The sequence below is a fragment of the Nonomuraea sp. NPDC049725 genome, from assembly GCF_040674795.1.
Lineage (GTDB): Bacteria > Actinomycetota > Actinomycetes > Streptosporangiales > Streptosporangiaceae > Nonomuraea > Nonomuraea ceibae.
This window is the reverse complement of the sequence record NZ_JBFANJ010000018.1, coordinates 26,529-45,482: the sequence shown is the minus strand read 5'-3', so window position 1 is coordinate 45,482 and position 18,954 is coordinate 26,529. Positions and strand designations below refer to the sequence as shown.

The following is an 18,954-nucleotide window of genomic DNA, read 5'->3' as shown; positions in this document are numbered from 1 at the left end:
CGACCGGTGCGGCGGTGTAATTTTCCTTCGCCAGTAATCGCGGGCCAACGGATTGTTCCGGTTTCCCGTCGGAGGGGCGTGACCAGGCACCTTCGGCGGCGGATGGGTGCTGGACCATGTCGATCATGCTCTCCCTTGCTCGGGACAGTCAGGGTTTGACAAGTACGGAGTTGCCTACCTGCGCCACATTATCCCCATAAGTCACCTCAAAAGTGGATCGGGCCCCCACTGGGCACAGGAATCACGCCAGAGGCGGATTTATGACTATTTAAGGGCAGGCGGACCGCACTCCACAATGACCAGTCAGGAAAGCCGTCCGGTCGATGCGGACAGGGTTGACTCCATGCCGAGGCGCGCAGCAAGTTGGGACCTGTGACCGAGCAAACGCTGGGCCGGTTGGCCGAAGAGTCCTGGAACCGGTTCGAGGACTACGACTCGCTGTTCTACGAGGGAAACTGGCACCGCAGCCACAGCCTGGCCGAGCGGGCCAGGAAGGTCTGCGGCGGCTTCGTGGCGGCCGGGATCCGGCCCGGTGACCGGGTCGTCGTCATGATGGCCACCTCACCCGACGTGCCCGTCGTCTGCCAGGCGCTGTGGGCCGCCGGGGCGGTGGTGACGCCTGTCGTGTTCCTCGTCGGAGCCGCCGAGCTGCGCCACATCGTGCGCGACAGCGGCGCCCGCGCGATCGTCACCTCCCCCGAGCTCCTGCCCACCGTCGAGGCCGCCGAGGTGGACGTACCCATCCATGTCGGCACCGCCGAGCTCGAACGCTCGGCCGAGCACGGGCCGGTGCGGCGCGACCCCGGCGACCTCGCCGCGCTCATGTACACGGGCGGCACCACCGGCCGGGCCAAGGGCGTGATGCTCAGCCACGCGGGCCTGTGGCAGGTGGCCAAGGCTTCCTACGACATGTCACACCAGCCTGGGATCAACCGCGCCATCGTCCCCGTCCCGCTCTCCCACGCCTACGGGCTGATCGTCACCGTCGCCGGGATGCACGCCACCGAGCCGCCCCAGGCCGTGCTCATGCGCTGGTTCGACCCCGGGCTGTTCCTGCGGCTGGCCGCCGAGGAGCGCGTGCAGTACGGCACCGTGGTGCCCGCCATGCTGCGGATGCTGCTGGCCGAGCCGCTGGAGGAGCACCCGCTGCCCGACCTGGCCTTCCTCACCTGCGGCGCGGCGCCGCTCGGCCGCGAGACGCTGGCGGAGTTCGAGCGCCGGATGCCCGGCGTGCGCGTCCTGGAGGGCTACGGGCTGACCGAGACCAGCGCGGTCACCACGTTCAACCCGCCGGACCGGCCCAAGGCCGGCAGCGTCGGGCTGCCCCTGCCCGGCTACACGATCACGATCCGCGACACGGACGGCGAGGCCGTCGAGCCCGGCGACGTGGGCGAGATCTGCGTGGCCGGCGAGGCGCTGATGCTCGGCTACTGGGGCGAGCACGAGCCCGACCCCGACGGCACCGCGCTGGCCGGCGGCGAGCTGCGCACCGGCGACCTCGGCTGCGTGGACGACGACGGCTACCTGTACGTGGTCGACCGGAAGAAGGACCTGATCATCCGGGGCGGCTTCAACGTCTTCCCGCGCGACGTCGAGGACGCCCTGAACGCCCACCCCGACGTGGTCATGTCCGGCGTCGTCGGCCGGCCGGACCCGCGCCACGGCGAGGAGGTCGTGGCCTTCGTCCAGCTCGGGCCGGGCGCGACGGCGACCGCCGACGAGCTGATCACCTGGGCCCGCGACCGGGTCGGCCGGGTCAAGTATCCGCGCGAGATCACGTTCGTCGACGCCATCCCCGTCACCAGCGTGCTCAAGCTGGACCGCAAGGCCCTGAGGGCCCGCATTCGGGCAGGGCACCTGACCAATCCGTGATAAATGTTGACCGGACAGGAGGTGGCATGAGCCAGCAGGATCAGCCCGGCGGCTATCCGTACCAGCCCTACGGCGCAGACTACGGCTCGCAGCCACCTCCCGAATACGGCTATGGCTACGGCTACGGCTATCCACCGCCGCCGCGCAACCAGCCCAGCGCCAACGCGATCGTCTCCCTCGTCCTCAACCTGCTGGCCGTGGTGAGCTGCTGCAACCTGCTCGGCATCCCCGGCGCGATCCTGGCCGGCCTGTCGATGCGGGCCTCGGCCTCCCCCGAGTCCGCCCGGTCCATGGTCGTGTGGAGCTGGGTGCTGTTCGGGGCCGGGTTCGTGCTGACCGTCGGCCTGTTCGTCTTCCTCGGCGTCAACGGCTATCTAGAGGACGACTAGCCAGTCCGGGGACTGTATTGGCCTTCGCGCGTGTTGGATAGGCGTCAACCGTAGAAGGGATGCTGGTGAACGACGGCCCGCTCATCGTCCAGTCCGACAAGACGCTGCTGCTCGAAGTCGACCACGAGAAGGCCGACGCGTGCCGGAAGGCCATCGCGCCGTTCGCCGAGCTCGAACGGGCGCCCGAGCACGTCCACACCTACCGCGTGACGCCGCTGGCGCTGTGGAACGCGCGTGCCGCCGGGCACGACGCCGAGCAGGTCATCGACGCGCTGATCAGCCACAGCCGCTACCCGGTGCCGCACGCCCTGCTGGTCGACATCGCCGAGACCATGGCCCGCTACGGCCGGCTGCGCCTGGAGAAGGACCCGGTCAACGGCCTGGTGCTGACCTCGACCGACCGGGCCGTGCTCGAAGAGGTGCTGCGCTCGAAGAAGATCCAGCCGATGCTGGGCGAGCGGCTGGGCGGCGACTCGGTCGTCGTGCACCCGAGCGACCGGGGCAACGTCAAGCAGGCGCTGCTCAAGCTGGGCTGGCCGGCCGAGGACCTGGCCGGTTACGTCGACGGCGAGCACCACACGATCAAGCTCGCGCAGGACGGCTGGTCGCTGCGCCCCTACCAGCAGGAGGCGGCCGACGCGTTCTGGCACGGCGGCTCCGGCGTGGTCGTGCTGCCGTGCGGCGCGGGCAAGACGATCGTCGGCGCGGCCGCGATGGCCCACGCCCAGGCGACGACGCTCATCCTGGTCACCAACACGGTCAGCGCCCACCAGTGGAAGCAGGAGCTGCTCAAGCGCACCTCGCTGACCGAGGACGAGATCGGCGAATACTCCGGCTCGAAGAAGGAGATCCGCCCGGTCACGATCGCCACCTACCAGGTGATGACGACCCGGCGCAAAGGCGTCTACAGCCACCTGGAGCTGTTCGACGCGCGCGACTGGGGGCTGATCGTCTACGACGAGGTGCACCTGCTGCCCGCGCCGATCTTCCGGATGACCGCCGACCTGCAGGCCCGCCGCCGCGTCGGCCTGACGGCGACGCTGGTGCGCGAGGACGGCCGCGAGGGCGACGTGTTCTCGCTGATCGGCCCCAAGCGCTACGACGCGCCCTGGAAGGAGATGGAGAACCAGGGCTGGATCGCCCCGGCCGACTGCGTCGAGGTGCGGGTCACGCTGAGCGACGAGGAGCGGCTGGCGTACGCGATGGCCGAGGCGGAGGAGCGCTACCGGTTCTGCGCGACGACGCCGTCCAAGACGCACGTGACGGAGGCGCTGGTCCGGCGGCACCTGGGCGAGCAGGTGCTGGTCATCGGCCAGTACATCGACCAGCTCGACGAGCTGGGCGAGCACCTGAACGCGCCGGTCATCAAGGGCGAGACGCGGATCAAGGAGCGCGAACGGCTCTACCAGGCGTTCCGCGACAAGGAGATCCAGGTCCTGGTGGTGTCGAAGGTGGCCAACTTCTCCATCGACCTGCCGGAGGCGGCGGTGGCCATCCAGGTGTCGGGCACGTTCGGGTCGCGCCAGGAGGAGGCGCAGCGGCTCGGGCGGGTGCTGCGGCCCAAGTCCGACGGGGGCGGCGCGCGCTTCTACACGGTGGTGAGCCGTGACACGGTCGACCAGGAGTTCGCGGCGCATCGTCAGCGGTTCCTGGCCGAGCAGGGATACGCGTACCAGATCATCGACGCCGACGACGTGCTGGGCGGGGTGTGAGCCCGGCCGCTCCGTAAGAGCGGCCAGGCCAGGTCTAGTGCCTCACGTCCACGAGACTCCGCGGGCCGTCGACAATCGAACCACCCCCCTCACTGCGTCCTCTCATCGGCGCTGCCAGTCCGGCAGCGACATACCCTGATGATCCGACAAACGCACCTGGTATGCCCGGATTTTTCGGTATTTCCCAGCTTCGTTACAGCTAGGTGCGGAGCAGCAGGCCGCCGAGGAACAGCACTCCTTCGGCCGCGATCCACGCCGCGGCCCCCGCTCCCATCAGCCTGCCGAACAGCCGCGGGTCGCGCCGGGCCGCTCCGGCCAGCCAGGCCGCCAGCGTGCAGCCCGCGGCGGCGACGGCGAACAGCCCCGACACCGCGGACACCCCGGCGAGCCGGCGCGAGCAGTCGGCGGCGAGCTCGGTCCCCGAGCAGAACGCCTGCAGCCCCCAGCCCGCGAACACCGACAGCCCCCACAGCGCCGCCAGCAGGAAGCTCGCGACGGTGGGAATGATCGGCGAGATGCCGAGCCGGACGCGCGCCACGCCGGTTTCCTACCCCCTCGCGCGCCCGGCTAAATGCTTTTGAGGCCCACCGGCACGGCCACTAAACTGGCGGATTCGCTGCCTGTTACCACCACCTCCGACCACCACCGGGAGGCGCTTTCGCATGCCCACAGACCAACTGGCCCCCGACATACCCTCCGACGTGCTCGCGGCCGAACAGGCCCACCTGGCCGAGTCCCGCGCCGCGCTGAAGGCCATGCGCGCCCACGCGCAGTCGCTGTCGGCCGACGCCGCCGGCGACTGGGTGTCGCAGCAGATCCTCCAGTCGCTGCTCGACCAGCGGGTCGCCGCGCTGGCCGACCACCCCGACACACCGCTGTTCTTCGGCCGCCTCGACCGGGGCGCCGACGACGACCTGCCGCCCACCATCTACGTCGGCCGCCGCCACGTCCACGACGGCGGCAGCCGGCCCCTGGTGATCGACTGGCGGGCCCCGGTGTCGCGGGCCTTCTACCAGGCGAGCCCGGCCGACCCGATGGGCGTCGTGCTGCGGCGCCGCTTCGGCTATCACGGCGGGGCGCTGACCGCGTTCGAGGACGAGCCGCTCGGCCAGGGCGGCGACATCGGCCCCTCCAGGATTCTCACCGAGGAGATCGAACGCCCCCGCACCGGCCCGATGCGCGACATCGTGGCCACCATCCAGCCCGACCAGGACGAGATCGTCCGCGCCGCGCTCGCCCAGACCGTGTGCGTGCAGGGCGCCCCCGGCACCGGGAAGACCGCGGTCGGCCTGCACCGGGCCGCCTACCTGCTGTTCACCCACCGCGAGCGGCTCGCCAGGTCCGGCGTGATGATCGTCGGGCCGAACCGCGCCTTCCTGTCCTACATCTCCTCCGTGCTCCCCGCGCTCGGCGAGGTCAAGGTCGACCAGACGACGGTGGCCGGGCTGCTCGGCGAGCACGCCGCCGCCGAGGACCCCCTGGTCGCCGCCGTCAAGGGCGACGCCCGCATGGCCGCCGTCCTCGAACGCGCCCTGTGGCTGCACATCGTCAAGCCCGAAGAGGGCCTGGTGTTCACCAAGGGCGCCTACCGGCACCGGGTGGCCGACTACGAGGTGCGCGAGATCGTCGCCTCGCTGCGCGGCACCACCCGCTACGGTCCCGGCCGGGCGGCGCTGGCCCAGCGGCTGGCGCACCTGGTGCTCGTACGGATGGAGCAGCGCGGCGAGTCGCCCGACGACCGGGTGCAGGACGCGGTGGCCCGGTCGAAGCCGGTCAAGCAGCTCGTCGACGCGGTGTGGCCGAAGCTGACGCCGGAGCAGGTGCTGTATCGGCTGCTGTCGGACGCGGAGTTCCTCGCCAAGGCCGCCAAATCCGATTTGTCGCCTGACGAGCAGCAGATGATCCTTTGGCGGAAACCGTACCGGAGCTGGAAGTCCGCGAAGTGGTCCGCGGCCGACGCCGCGCTCCTCGACGAGCTCGCCGACCTCGTCGAACGCACGCCCTCACTCGGCCACCTGGTGGTCGACGAGGCCCAGGACCTGTCGCAGATGCAGCTCCGCGCGCTCGGCCGGCGCTGCCGCAACGGCTCCGCCACCGTGCTCGGCGACCTCGCCCAGGGCACCACCCCGTGGTCCACCAGCTCCTGGGAGGACGTGCTGCGCCACCTCGGCCAGGACACCGGCGAGGTCACCGAGCTGACGCTCGGCTTCCGCGTGCCGCGCGAGGTCCTCGACTACGCCGCCCGCCTGCTCCCCTCCATCGCCCCCGGCCTGGCCGCCCCCCGCTCCCTGCGCCCCGGCGCCGGCTCACTCTCGGTACGGCCCGGCGGCGAGCTCCGCCAGGCCGTGACCGAAACCCTGGCCAAGGAGGGCTCGATCGGCGTCATCGTCCCCGACGCGCAGGTGGCGTCCGCGTCCGCCGCGCTCGACGGCGTCGCCCACGCCGTCCTCGACCCCGACGCGGCCGACGAGCACCGCCTGCTGATCGTCCCGGCGACGCTGGCCAAGGGCCTGGAGTACGACCACGTGATCGTGGTCGAGCCCGCCGACATCGTCGACGCCGAGCCCCGCGGGCTCGCCCGCCTGTACGTGGTGCTCACCCGTGCCGTGACGTCCCTGACCGTCCTGCACGCCAAACCCCTGCCCGCCCAGCTCACCGGCTGACACGGCGCGCGGGGCAGTGGCAGCGGCGCCGATCGCTCCTAGGATGACGGGGAAAAGCCATCACCCCTAGGAGGAAACCGTGCCGGCACCGCTGCCACACGAACACCTGCCGTCCGCCCCGGCGCTCGTCGTGCAGAGCGACGACATCACCGACGGCGACCGGCTGAACGACCTCCACGTCTTCAACGACTGGGGCATGACGGGCCAGAACCTGTCCCCCGCCCTGCGCTGGTCCGGCGCCCCCGACGGCACCAGGAGCTACGCCGTCACCTGCTTCGACCCCGACGCCCCCACCGGCAGCGGGTTCTGGCACTGGGTGCTGTTCGACATCCCCGCCTCGGTGACCGAGCTGCCCACCGGCGCCGGCACCGGCCCCGAGTTCAAGGGCCTGCCGCAGGGCGCCGTCCACGCCCGCAACGACTACAACACCAAGGAGTACGGCGGCGCCGCGCCCCCGCCCGGCGACCCGCACCGCTACGTCTTCACCGTGCACGCGCTGTCGGTCGACAGCCTCGGCGTCGACAGCGACACCTCCCCCGCCGCGGTCGGCTTCAACATCACCGCCAACACGCTGGCGCGCGGCCACATCATCGCCCATTACGGCGTCTGACCGGCTCTGATCGGTTCGCGGCCATTTGATAAGTTCGCGAACCATGAGAGACCTCGGGGTGGACATCCGGTTCGGCGGCCCGGGCGACGTGGAGCCCGTCCTGGACTTCTGGCTCCACGCCGCCGAAGGCACCGACCGCCGCGACTCCCCCGACAAGGTCACCGCCCTGCTCGAACGCGACCCGGAGGCGCTGCTGATCGCCGAGCTCGACGGCGCGCTCGCGGGCACCCTCATCGCCGGTTGGGACGGCTGGCGGGCACACCTGTACCGCCTCGCCGTCCACCCGGCCCACCGCCGCAAGGGCATCGCCACCGCGCTGCTCGCCGCCGCCGAACGCCGCTTCACCGCCTTCGGCGCCTTCCGGGCCGACGCCATGGTGCTGCACGACAACACCCTCGCCCACCCGGCCTGGTCCGCCGCCGGCTACTCACCCCAGCCAGAGTGGTCCCGCTGGGTCAAGCCCCTGCCCTGACCGCCCCACCGCCCGGACCACCCCGCAGGGTCTCCGGCCCCCACCCCAAGGTCCTCGACCCACGCGCTTCGCGCGCCGGCGGCTCGGGCCGCGTCCAAACGGGGGCAAGCCCCCGCGCCCCCGGCAAGGGGCCTCCGGCCCCCTGCACCCCCGAGCGTTACGCACTTACCGCAACCACCAGAACGCCGGCCGAATCGGGACGTCCCAGCGATGCCCCGCCACAAGCGCCGCGCTCGCCAGGCCCGCAACGTGACCACCTCGTCCCACCCCCACGGGAACCGCGGACGAGAGCGGCCACCCACCACCCGGAAGCAGGCCCAGAACCACCTTCACCCCTGCTTGAAGATCTCGAACATGGCGAAGTAGTTCTCGCTCCCGTGCCCCTCCGCGATCGCCCGTTCGGCGAGCTCCTTCATCAACCGGGGCTGCTCGGAATGGACGCCCTGTTCGGCGCTGGTCCGGAGGATGTGCTCCAGCGCGTTGAAGTTCATCTGCAGCGTCCCCAGATCTCCCGGATACGCCCCTTCGTCCAGGCTCGGCGCCTGCTGGGCGAGCCAGGCGGGGTTGAGCACCACGGGCATGAACCAGCCCAGCGCGAGCTCGGAGAACTCGGCCGCCGGCACCCCCGCCGAGCCGACCAGCGCGGCGGCGTGCAGGAACCCGTTCACGGTCGCGTACATCATCTCCAGCATGGCGGTGTTGAACAGCACGGCCAGGCCGGGGTCGGCGCCGAGGTGGCGGGGGTCGCCCAGGAGCGCCAGCGTCTCCAGGTGCCGGTCGAAGACGTCCTGCGGCCCGGCGTACAGGAAGACCGACCCGGGCTCGCCGACGAGCGGCGGGGGCACCATGATCGCGCCGTCGAGGTAGCCGAGGTCACGCCCGGCGGCCCAGTCCGCCGTGTCGCGCGCTTCGGCGGGCGTCCCGGAGGTGAGGTTCACCAGCGTGCGGCCCTGGAAGGCGGCACCGGCGGCGTCGAGGACGCGGTGCGTGGTCGGGTAGTCGTTGAGGCACAGGATCGTGACGGGGCTGGCGGCCACGGCCTCGGCGACGGTGGCCGCGCGGCGCGCCCCCTTGGCGGCGAGGGCGTCGGCCTTGCCGGGGGTGCGGTTCCACACCGTCAGGGTCAGGCCCTTGCCGAGAAGCGTCTCCGCCAGGACCAAGCCCATGGGGCCCAGGCCGATGACGGTGACCGCGGTGCTGTTCTGTCCGGATGGATGCTGTTCTGTCATACACATAGGCTGGACTCTCACATCGGCGTGAGAGTCAACTCGAAGTGGCGGTCGTCACATGCGGATCGGAGAACTGTCGCGGCTCACGGGCGCCAGTGTGCGCTCGTTGCGTTACTACGAGGAACAGGGCCTGCTCCGGCCGTTGCGCCGGCCCAGCGGCTATCGGGAGTATCGCGAGGAGGACGCCGCCACGGTGCGGGGCATCCGGCTCCTGCTCGCCGCCGGGCTCAGCACCACGACGATCGGCGAGGTGCTCCCGTGCATGGTCGACGACGGCGGGATGCTGGCGCCGGCCTGTGGCGGGATGATCCCCGACCTGCTGCGCGAGCGTGAGCGGCTCAGCGCCGCCGCGGTCGACCTCCTGGCCGCCCGTGACCGGCTGGACGCCATCCTCGCGACCACCTCGGCGCTCGATCCCGTGGACCCGTCGGAGTGCGAAGCGATCGCACCGGCCACCTGACCGGGCGTCACCCGGCGGCCCCCAGCACGAGGGACGCGACGGCGAACGCGAGGAAGACCCCCGGGAAGCCGATGTTCCCGAACATCCGTTGCCGGACGTGGAGAGCCACCGCCCCCACGAAGAACAGCACGAGCCCCAGAGCGGCGGCGCCCCCCACGAACGGCACCCCCACCAGCCCGAGGAGCAGTCCCACGGCCCCGGCCGCCTTGAGCAGGCCCAGCAGCGGTATCCAGGACGGCGAGATGCCGACAGCCGCGGCGTTGGCCAGGACGATCTCGGCGCGGGCGAAGTCGGCGACGGCGGCCCAGAGGTTGATCACGATCGTGGCCACCGTGACGACCACATAGGCGACGTACATTGCCTTTCCCCCTTTCCTCCCGCATCCCAGCCTTGTCCCGCGCCCCCACCGGCGTCCAATACCTGCGTCTATAACCTGGGGGCATGGATGTGGACACGAGGTTGCTGCGCTACTTCGTCGCCGTGGCGGAGGAAGGCAGCCTCACCCGGGCCTCAGCTCGCCTGTACGTGTCGCAGCCGGCGCTGACCAAGCAGATCAAGCAGCTCGAAGCGCTGCTCGGCGCCGAGTTGTTCCATCGTTCCCGGGCCGGGATGTCCCTGACCGAGGCGGGCCGGGCGCTGGCGGAGCGGACGCCCGCCCTGCTGGCCGACTGGGACGTGGCGCTGCGGCGCACCAGGCAGGCGGCCGGCCGGGCGGCCCGCGTGCTGCGGGTGGGCTTCCTGGCCAGCGCCGCCAACGAGGCCACCCAGCGCATCGTGGCGGAGTTCGCCCGTGCCAGGCCGGGCTGGCGGGCCGACCTGCGCCAGGCCGCCTGGTCGAACCCGACGGCCGGGCTCGCCACGGGGGACGTCGACGTCGCCCTGCTGCGCCTGCCGTTCCCCGGCCAGGACGCGCTGCGCGTGGAGGTGCTCTTCTCCGAGCCCCGCTGGGTGGCGCTGCCCTCGGCCCATCCGCTGGCCGCCCGCGACGTGATCGCCTTCGAGGAGCTGTGGGACGAGCCGTTCGTGGCGGCTCCGGTGGAGACGGGCCCGTGGCGGGACTACTGGCTGGCGGCGGACGAGCGCGACGGCCACCCGGTGCGCGTCGGCGCCGTCACGGAGCAGCCCGACGACTGGCTCAGCGCCATCGCCAACGGCTACGGCGTCGCCCTGGCCCCGGAGTCCGCCGCCCGCTTCTACGCCCGCCCAGGCGTCACGTACCGCCCCGTCAGCGGCGTCAGCCCCACCCGCGTGGGCGTCGCCTGGACCCCGGCCGACGACGCCAACCCCGTCGTCCAGGACTTCGTCCGCTGCTGCCTGGCCGTCAGGCGGAACGACTGACCGGCGGGCGGCAGGCGTCGGCGATGGCCTGGGGGTCCCAGTAGAAGGGCCGGCATTCGAGCATGCGCCCGTCCCGTACGGTGATCAGCTGCATGATCAGGGCGTCGACGTCCCGCCCGGTGGCGCGGGCGCGGAAGCGGACCCGGTTGCGGACGACCACCGTGCTGTCGTCGCCCCAATGCTCCTGCTCCAGGAATTCCATCGACTCCCACACCTCGCTGAAGGCGGCGAGAAAGCGTTCCATCCCGTCATGCCCGCGCCAGGTTCCCGTTCCGGTGAAAGGCAGTCCCGGCGCCTGGTGCAGCACCACTTCGGGGTCGAGGTGTACGGCGACGTCGTCGTACGACGCCTTGCCGAATCCGCCGGCGGCGACGTACGCGGCCTCGGCGGCGTAAAACTTCTCCATGACTGCCCAAGCGCTCATTGCCCCAGAGTTCCACCCGGACCGGAACCTGGCTGGCGTGGATCAGACCTGTTTGTCGCGCACAAGAGAAGAAGCCGCCCCTATTTAGGGACGGCTCCGATAAACACATCAGCCCGAGCCGGAAATCCGGACCGGGCTGACGCTATCGCCACGTGGAACGCGATCGGACCTAGAAGTCCATGTCGCCGCCGCCGGGCATGCCAGCGGGAGCGGCCGGGGTCTTCTCGGGCTTCTCGGCGATGACGGCCTCGGTGGTGAGGAAGAGCGCCGCGATGGAGGCGGCGTTCTGCAGCGCCGAGCGCGTCACCTTGGCCGGGTCGAGGATGCCCGACTCGAACATGTTGACGTACTCGCCGGTGGCCGCGTTGAGGCCCTCACCCGGGGTGAGGTTGCGCACGCGCTCGACCACGACGCCGCCCTCGAGGCCGGCGTTGACCGCGATCTGCTTGAGCGGCTCCTCCAGGGCCTTGCGGACGATCGCGGCACCGGTGGCCTCGTCGCCGGTCAGCTCCAGCTTGTCGAAGGCCTTGGCGCCGGCCTGCAGCAGCGCCACGCCACCACCGGGGACGATGCCCTCCTCGACGGCCGCCTTGGCGTTGCGCACGGCGTCCTCGATGCGGTGCTTGCGCTCCTTGAGCTCGACCTCGGTGGCCGCGCCCGCCTTGATGACGGCGACGCCACCGGCGAGCTTGGCCAGGCGCTCCTGGAGCTTCTCGCGGTCGTAGTCGGAGTCCGTGCGCTCGATCTCGGCGCGGATCTCGTTCACGCGGCCGCTGATCGCGTCGGCGTCACCGGCGCCGTCGACGATCGTGGTCTCGTCCTTGGTGACGACGACCTTGCGGGCGCGGCCGAGCAGGTCGAGGGTGGCGTTCTCGAGCTTGAGACCGACCTCCTCGGCGATGACCTGACCACCGGTGAGGATGGCGATGTCGCCGAGCATGGCCTTGCGGCGGTCACCGAAGCCCGGGGCCTTGACGGCCACGGAGCGGAACAGGCCGCGGATCTTGTTGACCACGAGGGTGGCCAGGGCCTCGCCCTCGATGTCCTCGGCGATGATGAGGAGCGGCTTGCCGGACTGCACGACCTTGTCGAGCAGCGGCAGCAGGTCCTTGTTGGCCGAGACCTTCGAGTTGACGATGAGGATGTACGGGTCCTCGAGCACGGCCTCCATACGGTCGGAGTCCGTCACGAAGTACATCGACGTCATGCCCTTGTCGAAGCGCATGCCCTCGGTGAGCTCGAGCTCGAGGCCGAAGGTGTTGCTCTCCTCGACGGTGATGACGCCTTCCTTGCCGACCTTGTCCATCGCCTCGGCGATGAGCGAGCCGATCTCGGGGTCGGCGGCGGAGATGGAGGCGGTGGAGGCGATCTGCTCCTTGGTCTCCACGTCCTTGGCCAGCTTGGACAGCTCCTCGCTGACCCGCTCGACCGCGGACTCGATGCCCTTCTTCAGAGCCATCGGGTTCGCGCCGGCGGCCACGTTGCGCAGGCCCTCACGGACGAGCGCCTGGGCGAGCACGGTGGCGGTGGTGGTGCCGTCGCCCGCGACGTCGTCCGTCTTCTTGGCGACTTCCTTGACCAGCTCGGCGCCGATCTTCTCCCACGGGTCCTCGAGCTCGATCTCCTTGGCGATGGAGACACCGTCGTTGGTGATCGTGGGGGCGCCCCACTTCTTCTCCAGCACGACGTTGCGGCCCTTGGGCCCCAGGGTCACCTTGACGGCGTCGGCGAGCTGGTTCATACCGCGCTCGAGACCGCGCCGGGCGTCCTCGTCAAACGCGATCATCTTGGCTGCCATAAGGCTAGACCTCCCAGACACAGGGTGGCTGCTGCGATCGAGCCGACGCCCGCGACGGCATGTGGGCCCGCAGCTCCTTCGGCGGACCCCATCGTCTCGATCCCAGGGTTGGCACTCTGCGACAGAGAGTGCCAACGAATTGTTTAGCACTCTACCCGGTCGAGTGCAAGCCGACAGCACCCCGCCCCAGGTCACGTCGGTACGGCGGGCCCGTGAGCCCGCCGTACGTGAGGGGACGAGAGGTGGCGGTTCGCACGTACTGCGCTGACGTGCGAGCCGCCGGTGCTCACCACGTCAGACCGAGCGGACGGACTCCGCCTGCGGTCCCTTCTGGCCCTGCGTGATCTCGAACTCGACCCGTTGGCCCTGCTCGAGAGACCGATACCCGTCCATCAAGATTGCCGAGTAATGGACGAATACATCCTTACCACCGTCTACCGCGATGAAGCCGTAGCCCTTGTCCGCGTTGAACCACTTGACGGTGCCCTGCGCCACTTCCGACTCCTCTTACTGGGCTCATAGATCCCGCCCATTCCTCCGCGAGACCCACAATCGCCTGACTAATGGATATCAGCCGTACGATCGCACTCGACCATACCTGTGGGAAGGCGTTTGGCAACAGAGTCAATCGGCAAATCGGGTATTTCACCTCACGCTAACTGGTTCAACCTTGTATTTCACAAAAGAGAAGGCGCCCACATGGGGCGCCTTCTAGAGGTTCGTTCTGGAGATCGGGGGGTTCTCAGCCGCCCGCGACCGCCGGGATGATGGAGATCTGAGTGCCCTCAGGGGCGGGAGTGTCGAGCCCCTCGGCGAAACGGACATCCTCTTCGCCAACGTAAACGTTGACAAAACGACGAATCTTGCCCGATTCATCAAGAATGCGCGCGCCGATGCCCGGGTAGTCGGAGTCGAGCTTGGCAAGCACGTCACGCAGCGTCGCGCCCTCTCCACTCACCTCCGCGTTACCGCCGGTGTAGGTGCGCAGGATGGTGGGAATCCGCACAGAAACGCTCATGGTAAATCTCGCCTTTCCTGGTTGTCAGACAGTCGCGCGGAACGCGTCGAGAGAGGGCCGGATCACGGCCGTGGGGGTGACGTCGGTGACCGCGTCGAGCGTCTTGAGCCCGTCACCGGTGTTGAGCACCACGGTTTCGGCCTCGGGGTCGAGCTGGCCGGTCTCGACGAGCTTCTTCAGCACCCCGACGGTCACACCGCCGGCCGTCTCGGCGAAGATGCCCTCGGTCGAGGCCAGCAGTTTGATCGCGGCGACGATCTCGGCGTCCGTGACGTCCTCCACCGCCCCGCCGGTGCGGCGCGCGATGTCGAGCACGTAGGGGCCGTCGGCGGGGTTGCCGATGGCCAGCGACTTGGCGATGGTGTCGGGCTTGACCGGCTGGACGACGTCGTGGCCGGCCTTGTAGGCGGCCGAGACCGGCGAGCAGCCGAGCGCCTGCGCCCCGAACACCTTGTACGGGCTGTCCTCGACCAGGCCGAGCTGGATGAGCTCCTTGAAGCCCTTGTCGATCTTGGTGAGCTGGGAGCCGGAGGCGATCGGGATGACGATCTGCTCGGGCAGCTTCCAGCCGAGCTGCTCGGCGATCTCGTAGGCGAGCGTCTTGGAGCCCTCGGCGTAGTAGGGCCGCAGGTTGACGTTGACGAATCCCCACTTGTCGCCCAGCGGGTCGCCGATGAGCTCCGAGCAGAACCGGTTGACCTCGTCGTAGGTGCCGTCGATGCCGATCAGCTTGCCGCCGAACACCCGGGCCATGGCGATCTTCGCCTGCTCCAGGTCGGCGGGGATGAAGACGCAGGCCTCCAGGCCGGCCCTGGCGGCGGCGGCCGTCACCGCGCCGGCCAGGTTGCCGGTGGAGGAGCACGACAGCGTGTGGAAGCCGAAGTTGCGGGCCGCCTCGACGGCGATGGCCACCACCCGGTCCTTGAAGGAGTGGGTGGGGTTGCCCGAGTCGTCCTTGACGTACAGGGACTTGATGCCCAGCGCCCGGCCCAGGTTGCCCGCCTTGACGAGCTTGGTCCAGCCGGGGTTCATGTTGGGCTTGGACGCGACGTCGACCGGCACCGGCAGCAGCGAGCGGTAGCGCCAGATGTTGGCCGGGCCCGACTCGATGTCGGCGCGGGTCACGTTCCCGAAGGAGTAGGCCGCCTCGAGCGGCCCGAAACACTCCAGGCAGGCGAAGCTGGGGCCCAGGGGGTAGCGGGTGCCGCACTCGCGGCAGGAGAGAGCGACGGCGGGACCGAAGTCGAGCGACATGAAGCGAGGCCTTCCCTCATCTTCGTCCGCGGCCACCCTGACCACGGACCGGAATTGGCACCCTGTCCCGGTCGGCCTCGCAGGTCGCGAGTCACAAGCCGGGAGGGTTGCCGGGGCTTCGCAGGGCCGGTCCCTCCACCCCTCTGGATGAGCAATATTCAGTTGGAGTTGCTGACTCGGACTCTACCCAATCCGAGCCGTGAACTGACCAGTCGTCTCACTCCGCGAGACAACCGGTCTCACCGATAGTCCTCGCCGAGCGCCGCCTGCACGTATTTGCGGGCCTGGTGGATGCGCGACTTGGCCGTGCCGAGCGGGATGTTGAGCTGCTCGGCCACCTCGCTGTAGTCGAGCTGGACGATGTCGCGCAGCACCAGGGCCTGCGCGAGGTCGGGCTTGTCGGCCTCCAGCGCCTCCATCGCGTCGAGCAGGTCGAGCCGCGACCCGGCGATCACGCTGACCCGCCGCACGTCGGGCTTCTGCATGGGCAGCTCGTCGGAGCTCTGCTCCGCCGCCCTGCGCTTCAGCGACCGGTAGGTGGTCCGCGCGCAGTTGGCGGTCACGATGTGCAGCCACGTGCTGAACCTGGCGCGCCCCTCGAACCGCCCGATGTTGCGGGCGACGGCCAGCAGGGTGTCCTGGGCCGCCTCCTCCGCGTCCTGGTGGTAGGGCAGGATGCGGGCGCAGTGCCGCAGCACGTCCGGCTCGATCCGGCGCAGGAGCTCGCCGAGTGCGCGATGATCTCCTACGGCGGCCGAGCGGGCGAGTTCTTCGGTTGCCTCATCTAGCGCCATAGCTGGGATCCTAAGGTCGGGAGACACCTCCGTGACATCTCCTCGTCGTAACTCCTGGGAGCGTCGATGAACAGCGTCCTGCTCGCCTCCAACAGAGGCCCGGTCTCGTTCACCGTCTCCGACGACGGCGAGCTGACGATGAGACGCGGCGGCGGCGGCCTGGTGTCCGGCTTGTCCGGAGTCGCCCGGGACGCGGGCGTGCTGTGGGTATGCGCGGCGCTGTCCGACGGCGACCGCAGCGCGGTGCGGCAGGCCCCCGGCGGCCGGCTCGACCAGGCGGGCTACGACACCGGGGCGCTGCGGATGCTCGACATCGCGCCGGCCACCTTCCACCGCGCCTACAACTCGATCGCCAACTCGACGCTCTGGTTCGTCAACCATCTGCTCTACGACATCCCCAACGCGCCGGTGTTCGGCACCAGGTTCCAGCGCGACTGGGAGTCCTACCGCGACTACAACGGCGCGTTCGCGCTGGCGCTGGCCGAGGAGGCGGGCCACGGGGCGCGGGTGATGGTGCAGGACTACCACCTGACGCTGACCCCGGCGATGCTCCGGGCCGAGCGGCCCGACCTGCGCATCGCCCACTTCAGCCACACGCCGTGGGCGCCGCCCGAATACTTCTCGCTGCTGCCCGACGAGGTGGCCCGCGAGGTCCTGGAGGGCATCCTGGGCGCCGATCACGCCGGGTTCCTCACCGGGCGGTGGGCGGAGGCGTTCATGGACTGCTGCGCGGCCCTGCTCGGCGCCGAGGTCGACGGCGCGGCCCGTACGGTCACGCACGAGGGGCGCGTCACCCGGATCGGCGTCCACGGGCTGGGCGTCGACGGCAAGGCGCTGTGGGCGCGGGCCGGGGAGCCCGACGTCGAGTCGCACATGGCCGCGCTGCGCGAGCAGGTCGGCGACCGCAAGCTGATCGTCCGCATCGACCGCACGGAGCTGTCGAAGAACATCGTGCGCGGCCTGCTCGCCTACCGCGAGTTCCTGGACGCGCATCCGGAGTGGCACGGCCGGGTGGTGCACCTGGCGTTCGCCTACCCGAGCCGCCACGACCTGCCCGAATACCGCGAGTACACCGCCTCGGTGCAGCGCTGCGCGCAGGAGATCGAGGACGCCTACGCCACCGAGGACTGGGACCCGCTGATCCTCAACGTCAACGACGACTACCCGCGCTCCCTGGCCGCCTACAGGATGGCCGACGTGCTGCTGGTCAACCCGATCCGCGACGGCATGAACCTGGTGGCCAAGGAGGGCCCGGTGCTGTCGCCGCGCTGCGCGCTGGTGCTGTCGCGGGAGGCGGGCGCGGCGGCCGAGCTGGGCGCCGACGCGCTGCTGGTCAACCCCTACGACGTCAGCGGCACGGCCGGCGCGCTGCACCGGGCGCTGGTGATGCCCGAGGAGGAGCGGACGCGCCGCCGGGCCCGGCTGGAGGCGGCGGCCACGGCCCTGCCGCCGCAGCGCTGGCTGGCCGCCCAGCTCGACGCGCTAGGCTGACGGGTCACCGCCAGTCGGCGTTGCGCAGCGTGTCGGTCAGGCCCGGCGTCTTCCACTCGTCGACGACCAGCACCTTCGTGGCCGGCAGATACCACTCGCGGGTGGTGAACCTGGTCCTGGTGCTCTTGCCCGAGTGGGTCCGGCAGCGGGTGGTGAACTCGTGGTAGTGGGCCTTGTGGCCGGGCCCGACCTGGCGCAGGCCCTTGACGTGCCTGCCGATGCGCTCGCCGCGCAGCAGCCGCCCGTCGGCCGGGCAGCGCTGCACGTCGGAGGCCGGGTAGTAGCCGCCCCGCTGGGCGTTGTAGGGCCCGAAGCCCTCGGCGCCGCTCTTGATGGCCTTCGGACCGAAGATCCAGAAGCCCTTGCAGTCGGGGGTGAAGAAGCCGCCGCCGGGGTGGGCGCACTTCCCGGTCACGACGTGCACGTAGTCGGTGCCGCCGCCGTACACCTTCCACTTGATCGGCACGTAGAGGGTCAGGCCGCCGCGCAGCTTCAGCTGCTGGGCGGGCGCCGCGTTCGCGGCGGCGGCGGGGACCAGGAGGAGGGCGGAGGCGGCGACGGCGGTTACGGCCAGTGAGCGCTTGAGCATGATCCCGACGGTAGCCGAGCCGGCTTGCAAGCCGCTCATGAACGGCTGAAAGCCGACGTCAACTCCTTGAGCAGGGCGACCACGCCGTCAGGCCCGTCCACGACGATGTCGGCCCGTTCGGCCAGCGCCGTCACCTCGGCAGAGCCGCTGCAGACGGTCACGCCGGGCACGCCGGCTCCCCTGACCGCCTCGAACGCGGCCAGGTCGCCGAGGTCGTCGCCCGCGAACAGCACCGACCGCGCCTCCCGCTCGGCCAGGAACAGGCTGAGCGCCTGGCCCTTGTCCATGCCGGGCGGGCGCAGCTCCAGCACCAGCCTGCCCGGCTCGACGACCAGCCCGTGCTTCTCGGCCAGCTTGGCCATCGGCTCGCGCAGCTTGGCCAGCGTCCCTTCGGGGTCGGGGGCGCGGCGGGTGTGCACGGCGACGGCGCGGCCCTTGTCCTCGACGGCCACGCCCGCCGTCAGGCCGAGCGCGTCGAGCACGAACGGCAGCTCGGCCTCGGCCCTCGGCACCCCGGGCGGGGGCGGCGGCCCGGTGATCTCGCCCTGCTCCCAGCGCTCGAACCCGTAGTGGCCGAGCACCACCAGGCCGGGCACGTCGGCCAGCCCGGGGCCGAGCCGCAGGGCGGTGGCCACCGGCCGGCCGGTCACGATGGTGATCGCCTTGACGTGGCGGCCCAGCTCGGCGAGAACGGCGGCGGCCTCGGGGTGGATCCGGGCGGCCGCGGGGTCGGGCACGATCGGCGAGAGGGTGCCGTCGAAGTCGAGCCCGATCACGGCGCCCGCCGGATCCTTCAGTATCGCTTCCATTCCAGGGATGTTCTCCACGCGCCTGCCGTACC

The 18,954-nt window shown here is 70.6% G+C and carries 20 protein-coding genes and 1 riboswitch; of the genes, 9 read left to right on the top strand and 11 right to left on the bottom strand.

The genetic code is table 11. The annotated features are described in order from the left end of the window. Positions 1 to 372 precede the first annotated feature (372 nt). From AB0J53_RS36000 to AB0J53_RS35990, 3 genes are read left to right on the top strand one after another with little or no spacing between them, the layout of a single operon-like run. On the top strand, positions 373 to 1,872 hold the full coding sequence (locus AB0J53_RS36000) for an AMP-binding protein (RefSeq protein ID WP_364180566.1): 1,500 nt from the start codon (positions 373 to 375) through the stop codon (positions 1,870 to 1,872). Between the two features lie 26 nt (positions 1,873 to 1,898). Continuing rightward, positions 1,899 to 2,261, top strand: coding sequence for a hypothetical protein (locus tag AB0J53_RS35995; RefSeq protein WP_364180564.1), 363 nt, complete (start codon positions 1,899 to 1,901; stop codon positions 2,259 to 2,261). Positions 2,262 to 2,320: 59 nt separating this feature from the next. Beyond that, positions 2,321 to 3,973 carry a DNA repair helicase XPB gene (locus AB0J53_RS35990; RefSeq protein ID WP_219506264.1) on the top strand — a complete coding sequence of 551 codons (1,653 nt, stop codon included), beginning with the start codon at positions 2,321 to 2,323 and terminating at the stop codon, positions 3,971 to 3,973. A gap of 199 nt (positions 3,974 to 4,172) precedes the next feature. Here AB0J53_RS35990 and AB0J53_RS35985 read toward each other — a convergent pair whose 3' ends face one another. Then, positions 4,173 to 4,511, bottom strand: a complete 339-nt coding sequence (locus AB0J53_RS35985; protein WP_219506262.1) for a hypothetical protein — start codon at positions 4,509 to 4,511, stop codon at positions 4,173 to 4,175. 124 nt (positions 4,512 to 4,635) lie between these two features. Here AB0J53_RS35985 and AB0J53_RS35980 point away from each other — a divergent pair, with 124 nt between their 5' ends. From AB0J53_RS35980 to AB0J53_RS35970, 3 genes are all read left to right on the top strand, one after another. After that, a complete protein-coding gene (locus tag AB0J53_RS35980) occupies positions 4,636 to 6,636 on the top strand; it encodes an AAA family ATPase (RefSeq protein ID WP_357591479.1) in 2,001 nt (666 codons plus the stop codon). A gap of 79 nt (positions 6,637 to 6,715) precedes the next feature. Further along, complete coding sequence (locus AB0J53_RS35975) at positions 6,716 to 7,246, top strand: YbhB/YbcL family Raf kinase inhibitor-like protein (protein WP_219506258.1); 531 nt, start codon at positions 6,716 to 6,718, stop codon at positions 7,244 to 7,246. 43 nt (positions 7,247 to 7,289) lie between these two features. After that, entirely contained in the window at positions 7,290 to 7,718 is a 429-nt protein-coding gene (locus AB0J53_RS35970) for a GNAT family N-acetyltransferase (protein ID WP_357591481.1), read from the top strand. Between the two features lie 329 nt (positions 7,719 to 8,047). On the opposite strand, the gene AB0J53_RS35965 is transcribed toward AB0J53_RS35970, so the two are convergent. Further along, positions 8,048 to 8,947 (bottom strand): NAD(P)-binding domain-containing protein, encoded by a 900-nt coding sequence (locus tag AB0J53_RS35965; RefSeq protein WP_364180560.1) that lies wholly within the window; start codon positions 8,945 to 8,947, stop codon positions 8,048 to 8,050. Positions 8,948 to 9,005: 58 nt separating this feature from the next. Here AB0J53_RS35965 and AB0J53_RS35960 point away from each other — a divergent pair, with 58 nt between their 5' ends. Continuing rightward, positions 9,006 to 9,407 (top strand): MerR family transcriptional regulator, encoded by a 402-nt coding sequence (locus AB0J53_RS35960; RefSeq protein ID WP_364180558.1) that lies wholly within the window; start codon positions 9,006 to 9,008, stop codon positions 9,405 to 9,407. A gap of 7 nt (positions 9,408 to 9,414) precedes the next feature. Here the strand turns inward: AB0J53_RS35960 and AB0J53_RS35955 are convergent, their stop codons facing one another. Further along, entirely contained in the window at positions 9,415 to 9,765 is a 351-nt protein-coding gene (locus tag AB0J53_RS35955; protein ID WP_364180556.1) for a DoxX family protein, read from the bottom strand. A gap of 83 nt (positions 9,766 to 9,848) precedes the next feature. Here AB0J53_RS35955 and AB0J53_RS35950 point away from each other — a divergent pair, with 83 nt between their 5' ends. Beyond that, a complete protein-coding gene (locus tag AB0J53_RS35950; protein WP_364180554.1) occupies positions 9,849 to 10,745 on the top strand; it encodes a LysR family transcriptional regulator in 897 nt (298 codons plus the stop codon). On the opposite strand, the gene AB0J53_RS35945 is transcribed toward AB0J53_RS35950, so the two are convergent. The 6 genes from AB0J53_RS35945 to AB0J53_RS35920 all read right to left on the bottom strand — a co-directional run bounded on the left by AB0J53_RS35945 (position 10,729) and on the right by AB0J53_RS35920 (position 16,033). Next, positions 10,729 to 11,151 carry a nuclear transport factor 2 family protein gene (locus tag AB0J53_RS35945; RefSeq protein ID WP_364180552.1) on the bottom strand — a complete coding sequence of 141 codons (423 nt, stop codon included), beginning with the start codon at positions 11,149 to 11,151 and terminating at the stop codon, positions 10,729 to 10,731. The genes AB0J53_RS35950 and AB0J53_RS35945 overlap by 17 nt on opposite strands. A 187-nt stretch (positions 11,152 to 11,338) precedes the next feature. Next, on the bottom strand, positions 11,339 to 12,967 hold the full coding sequence (groL, locus tag AB0J53_RS35940; RefSeq protein ID WP_364180550.1) for a chaperonin GroEL: 1,629 nt from the start codon (positions 12,965 to 12,967) through the stop codon (positions 11,339 to 11,341). 294 nt (positions 12,968 to 13,261) lie between these two features. After that, a complete protein-coding gene (locus AB0J53_RS35935) occupies positions 13,262 to 13,462 on the bottom strand; it encodes a cold-shock protein (protein WP_090947280.1) in 201 nt (66 codons plus the stop codon). 247 nt (positions 13,463 to 13,709) lie between these two features. Continuing rightward, a complete protein-coding gene (locus AB0J53_RS35930) occupies positions 13,710 to 13,985 on the bottom strand; it encodes a MoaD/ThiS family protein (protein ID WP_043633550.1) in 276 nt (91 codons plus the stop codon). A gap of 24 nt (positions 13,986 to 14,009) precedes the next feature. Further along, on the bottom strand, positions 14,010 to 15,239 hold the full coding sequence (gene thrC, locus AB0J53_RS35925; protein WP_219506243.1) for a threonine synthase: 1,230 nt from the start codon (positions 15,237 to 15,239) through the stop codon (positions 14,010 to 14,012). A 13-nt stretch (positions 15,240 to 15,252) separates the two neighbouring features. Then, positions 15,253 to 15,393, bottom strand: a riboswitch (SAM riboswitch). Between the two features lie 85 nt (positions 15,394 to 15,478). Beyond that, complete coding sequence (locus tag AB0J53_RS35920; RefSeq protein WP_219506241.1) at positions 15,479 to 16,033, bottom strand: RNA polymerase sigma factor; 555 nt, start codon at positions 16,031 to 16,033, stop codon at positions 15,479 to 15,481. Between the two features lie 66 nt (positions 16,034 to 16,099). On the opposite strand from AB0J53_RS35920, the gene AB0J53_RS35915 reads away from it, so the two are divergent. Beyond that, entirely contained in the window at positions 16,100 to 17,524 is a 1,425-nt protein-coding gene (locus AB0J53_RS35915; RefSeq protein WP_364180547.1) for a trehalose-6-phosphate synthase, read from the top strand. Between the two features lie 4 nt (positions 17,525 to 17,528). Here the strand turns inward: AB0J53_RS35915 and AB0J53_RS35910 are convergent, their stop codons facing one another. Together AB0J53_RS35910 and otsB are read right to left on the bottom strand one after the other, a co-directional pair. After that, positions 17,529 to 18,113, bottom strand: coding sequence for a hypothetical protein (locus tag AB0J53_RS35910; protein WP_357591492.1), 585 nt, complete (start codon positions 18,111 to 18,113; stop codon positions 17,529 to 17,531). A gap of 35 nt (positions 18,114 to 18,148) precedes the next feature. Continuing rightward, positions 18,149 to 18,922: a trehalose-phosphatase gene (gene otsB / locus AB0J53_RS35905; RefSeq protein ID WP_219506234.1), complete on the bottom strand. Its 774-nt coding sequence runs from the start codon at positions 18,920 to 18,922 to the stop codon at positions 18,149 to 18,151. Between the last annotated feature and the right edge of the window lie 32 nt (positions 18,923 to 18,954).

Excerpts from the sequence above, each read along its gene's own strand:
- AB0J53_RS35995 (WP_364180564.1), top strand. The coding sequence starts at position 1,899 with ATGAGCCAGCAGGATCAGCCCGGCGGCTATCCGTACCAGCCCTACGGC.
- AB0J53_RS35990 (WP_219506264.1), top strand. The coding sequence starts at position 2,321 with ATGCTGGTGAACGACGGCCCGCTCATCGTCCAGTCCGACAAGACGCTG.
- AB0J53_RS35980 (WP_357591479.1), top strand. The coding sequence starts at position 4,636 with ATGCCCACAGACCAACTGGCCCCCGACATACCCTCCGACGTGCTCGCG.
- AB0J53_RS35970 (WP_357591481.1), top strand. The coding sequence starts at position 7,290 with ATGAGAGACCTCGGGGTGGACATCCGGTTCGGCGGCCCGGGCGACGTG.
- AB0J53_RS35965 (WP_364180560.1), bottom strand. The coding sequence starts at position 8,947 with ATGACAGAACAGCATCCATCCGGACAGAACAGCACCGCGGTCACCGTC.
- AB0J53_RS35960 (WP_364180558.1), top strand. The coding sequence starts at position 9,006 with ATGCGGATCGGAGAACTGTCGCGGCTCACGGGCGCCAGTGTGCGCTCG.
- AB0J53_RS35955 (WP_364180556.1), bottom strand. The coding sequence starts at position 9,765 with ATGTACGTCGCCTATGTGGTCGTCACGGTGGCCACGATCGTGATCAAC.
- AB0J53_RS35950 (WP_364180554.1), top strand. The coding sequence starts at position 9,849 with ATGGATGTGGACACGAGGTTGCTGCGCTACTTCGTCGCCGTGGCGGAG.
- AB0J53_RS35945 (WP_364180552.1), bottom strand. The coding sequence starts at position 11,151 with ATGGAGAAGTTTTACGCCGCCGAGGCCGCGTACGTCGCCGCCGGCGGA.
- groL (WP_364180550.1), bottom strand. The coding sequence starts at position 12,967 with ATGGCAGCCAAGATGATCGCGTTTGACGAGGACGCCCGGCGCGGTCTC.
- AB0J53_RS35930 (WP_043633550.1), bottom strand. The coding sequence starts at position 13,985 with ATGAGCGTTTCTGTGCGGATTCCCACCATCCTGCGCACCTACACCGGC.
- thrC (WP_219506243.1), bottom strand. The coding sequence starts at position 15,239 with ATGTCGCTCGACTTCGGTCCCGCCGTCGCTCTCTCCTGCCGCGAGTGC.
- AB0J53_RS35920 (WP_219506241.1), bottom strand. The coding sequence starts at position 16,033 with ATGGCGCTAGATGAGGCAACCGAAGAACTCGCCCGCTCGGCCGCCGTA.
- AB0J53_RS35915 (WP_364180547.1), top strand. The coding sequence starts at position 16,100 with ATGAACAGCGTCCTGCTCGCCTCCAACAGAGGCCCGGTCTCGTTCACC.
- AB0J53_RS35910 (WP_357591492.1), bottom strand. The coding sequence starts at position 18,113 with ATGCTCAAGCGCTCACTGGCCGTAACCGCCGTCGCCGCCTCCGCCCTC.
- otsB (WP_219506234.1), bottom strand. The coding sequence starts at position 18,922 with ATGGAAGCGATACTGAAGGATCCGGCGGGCGCCGTGATCGGGCTCGAC.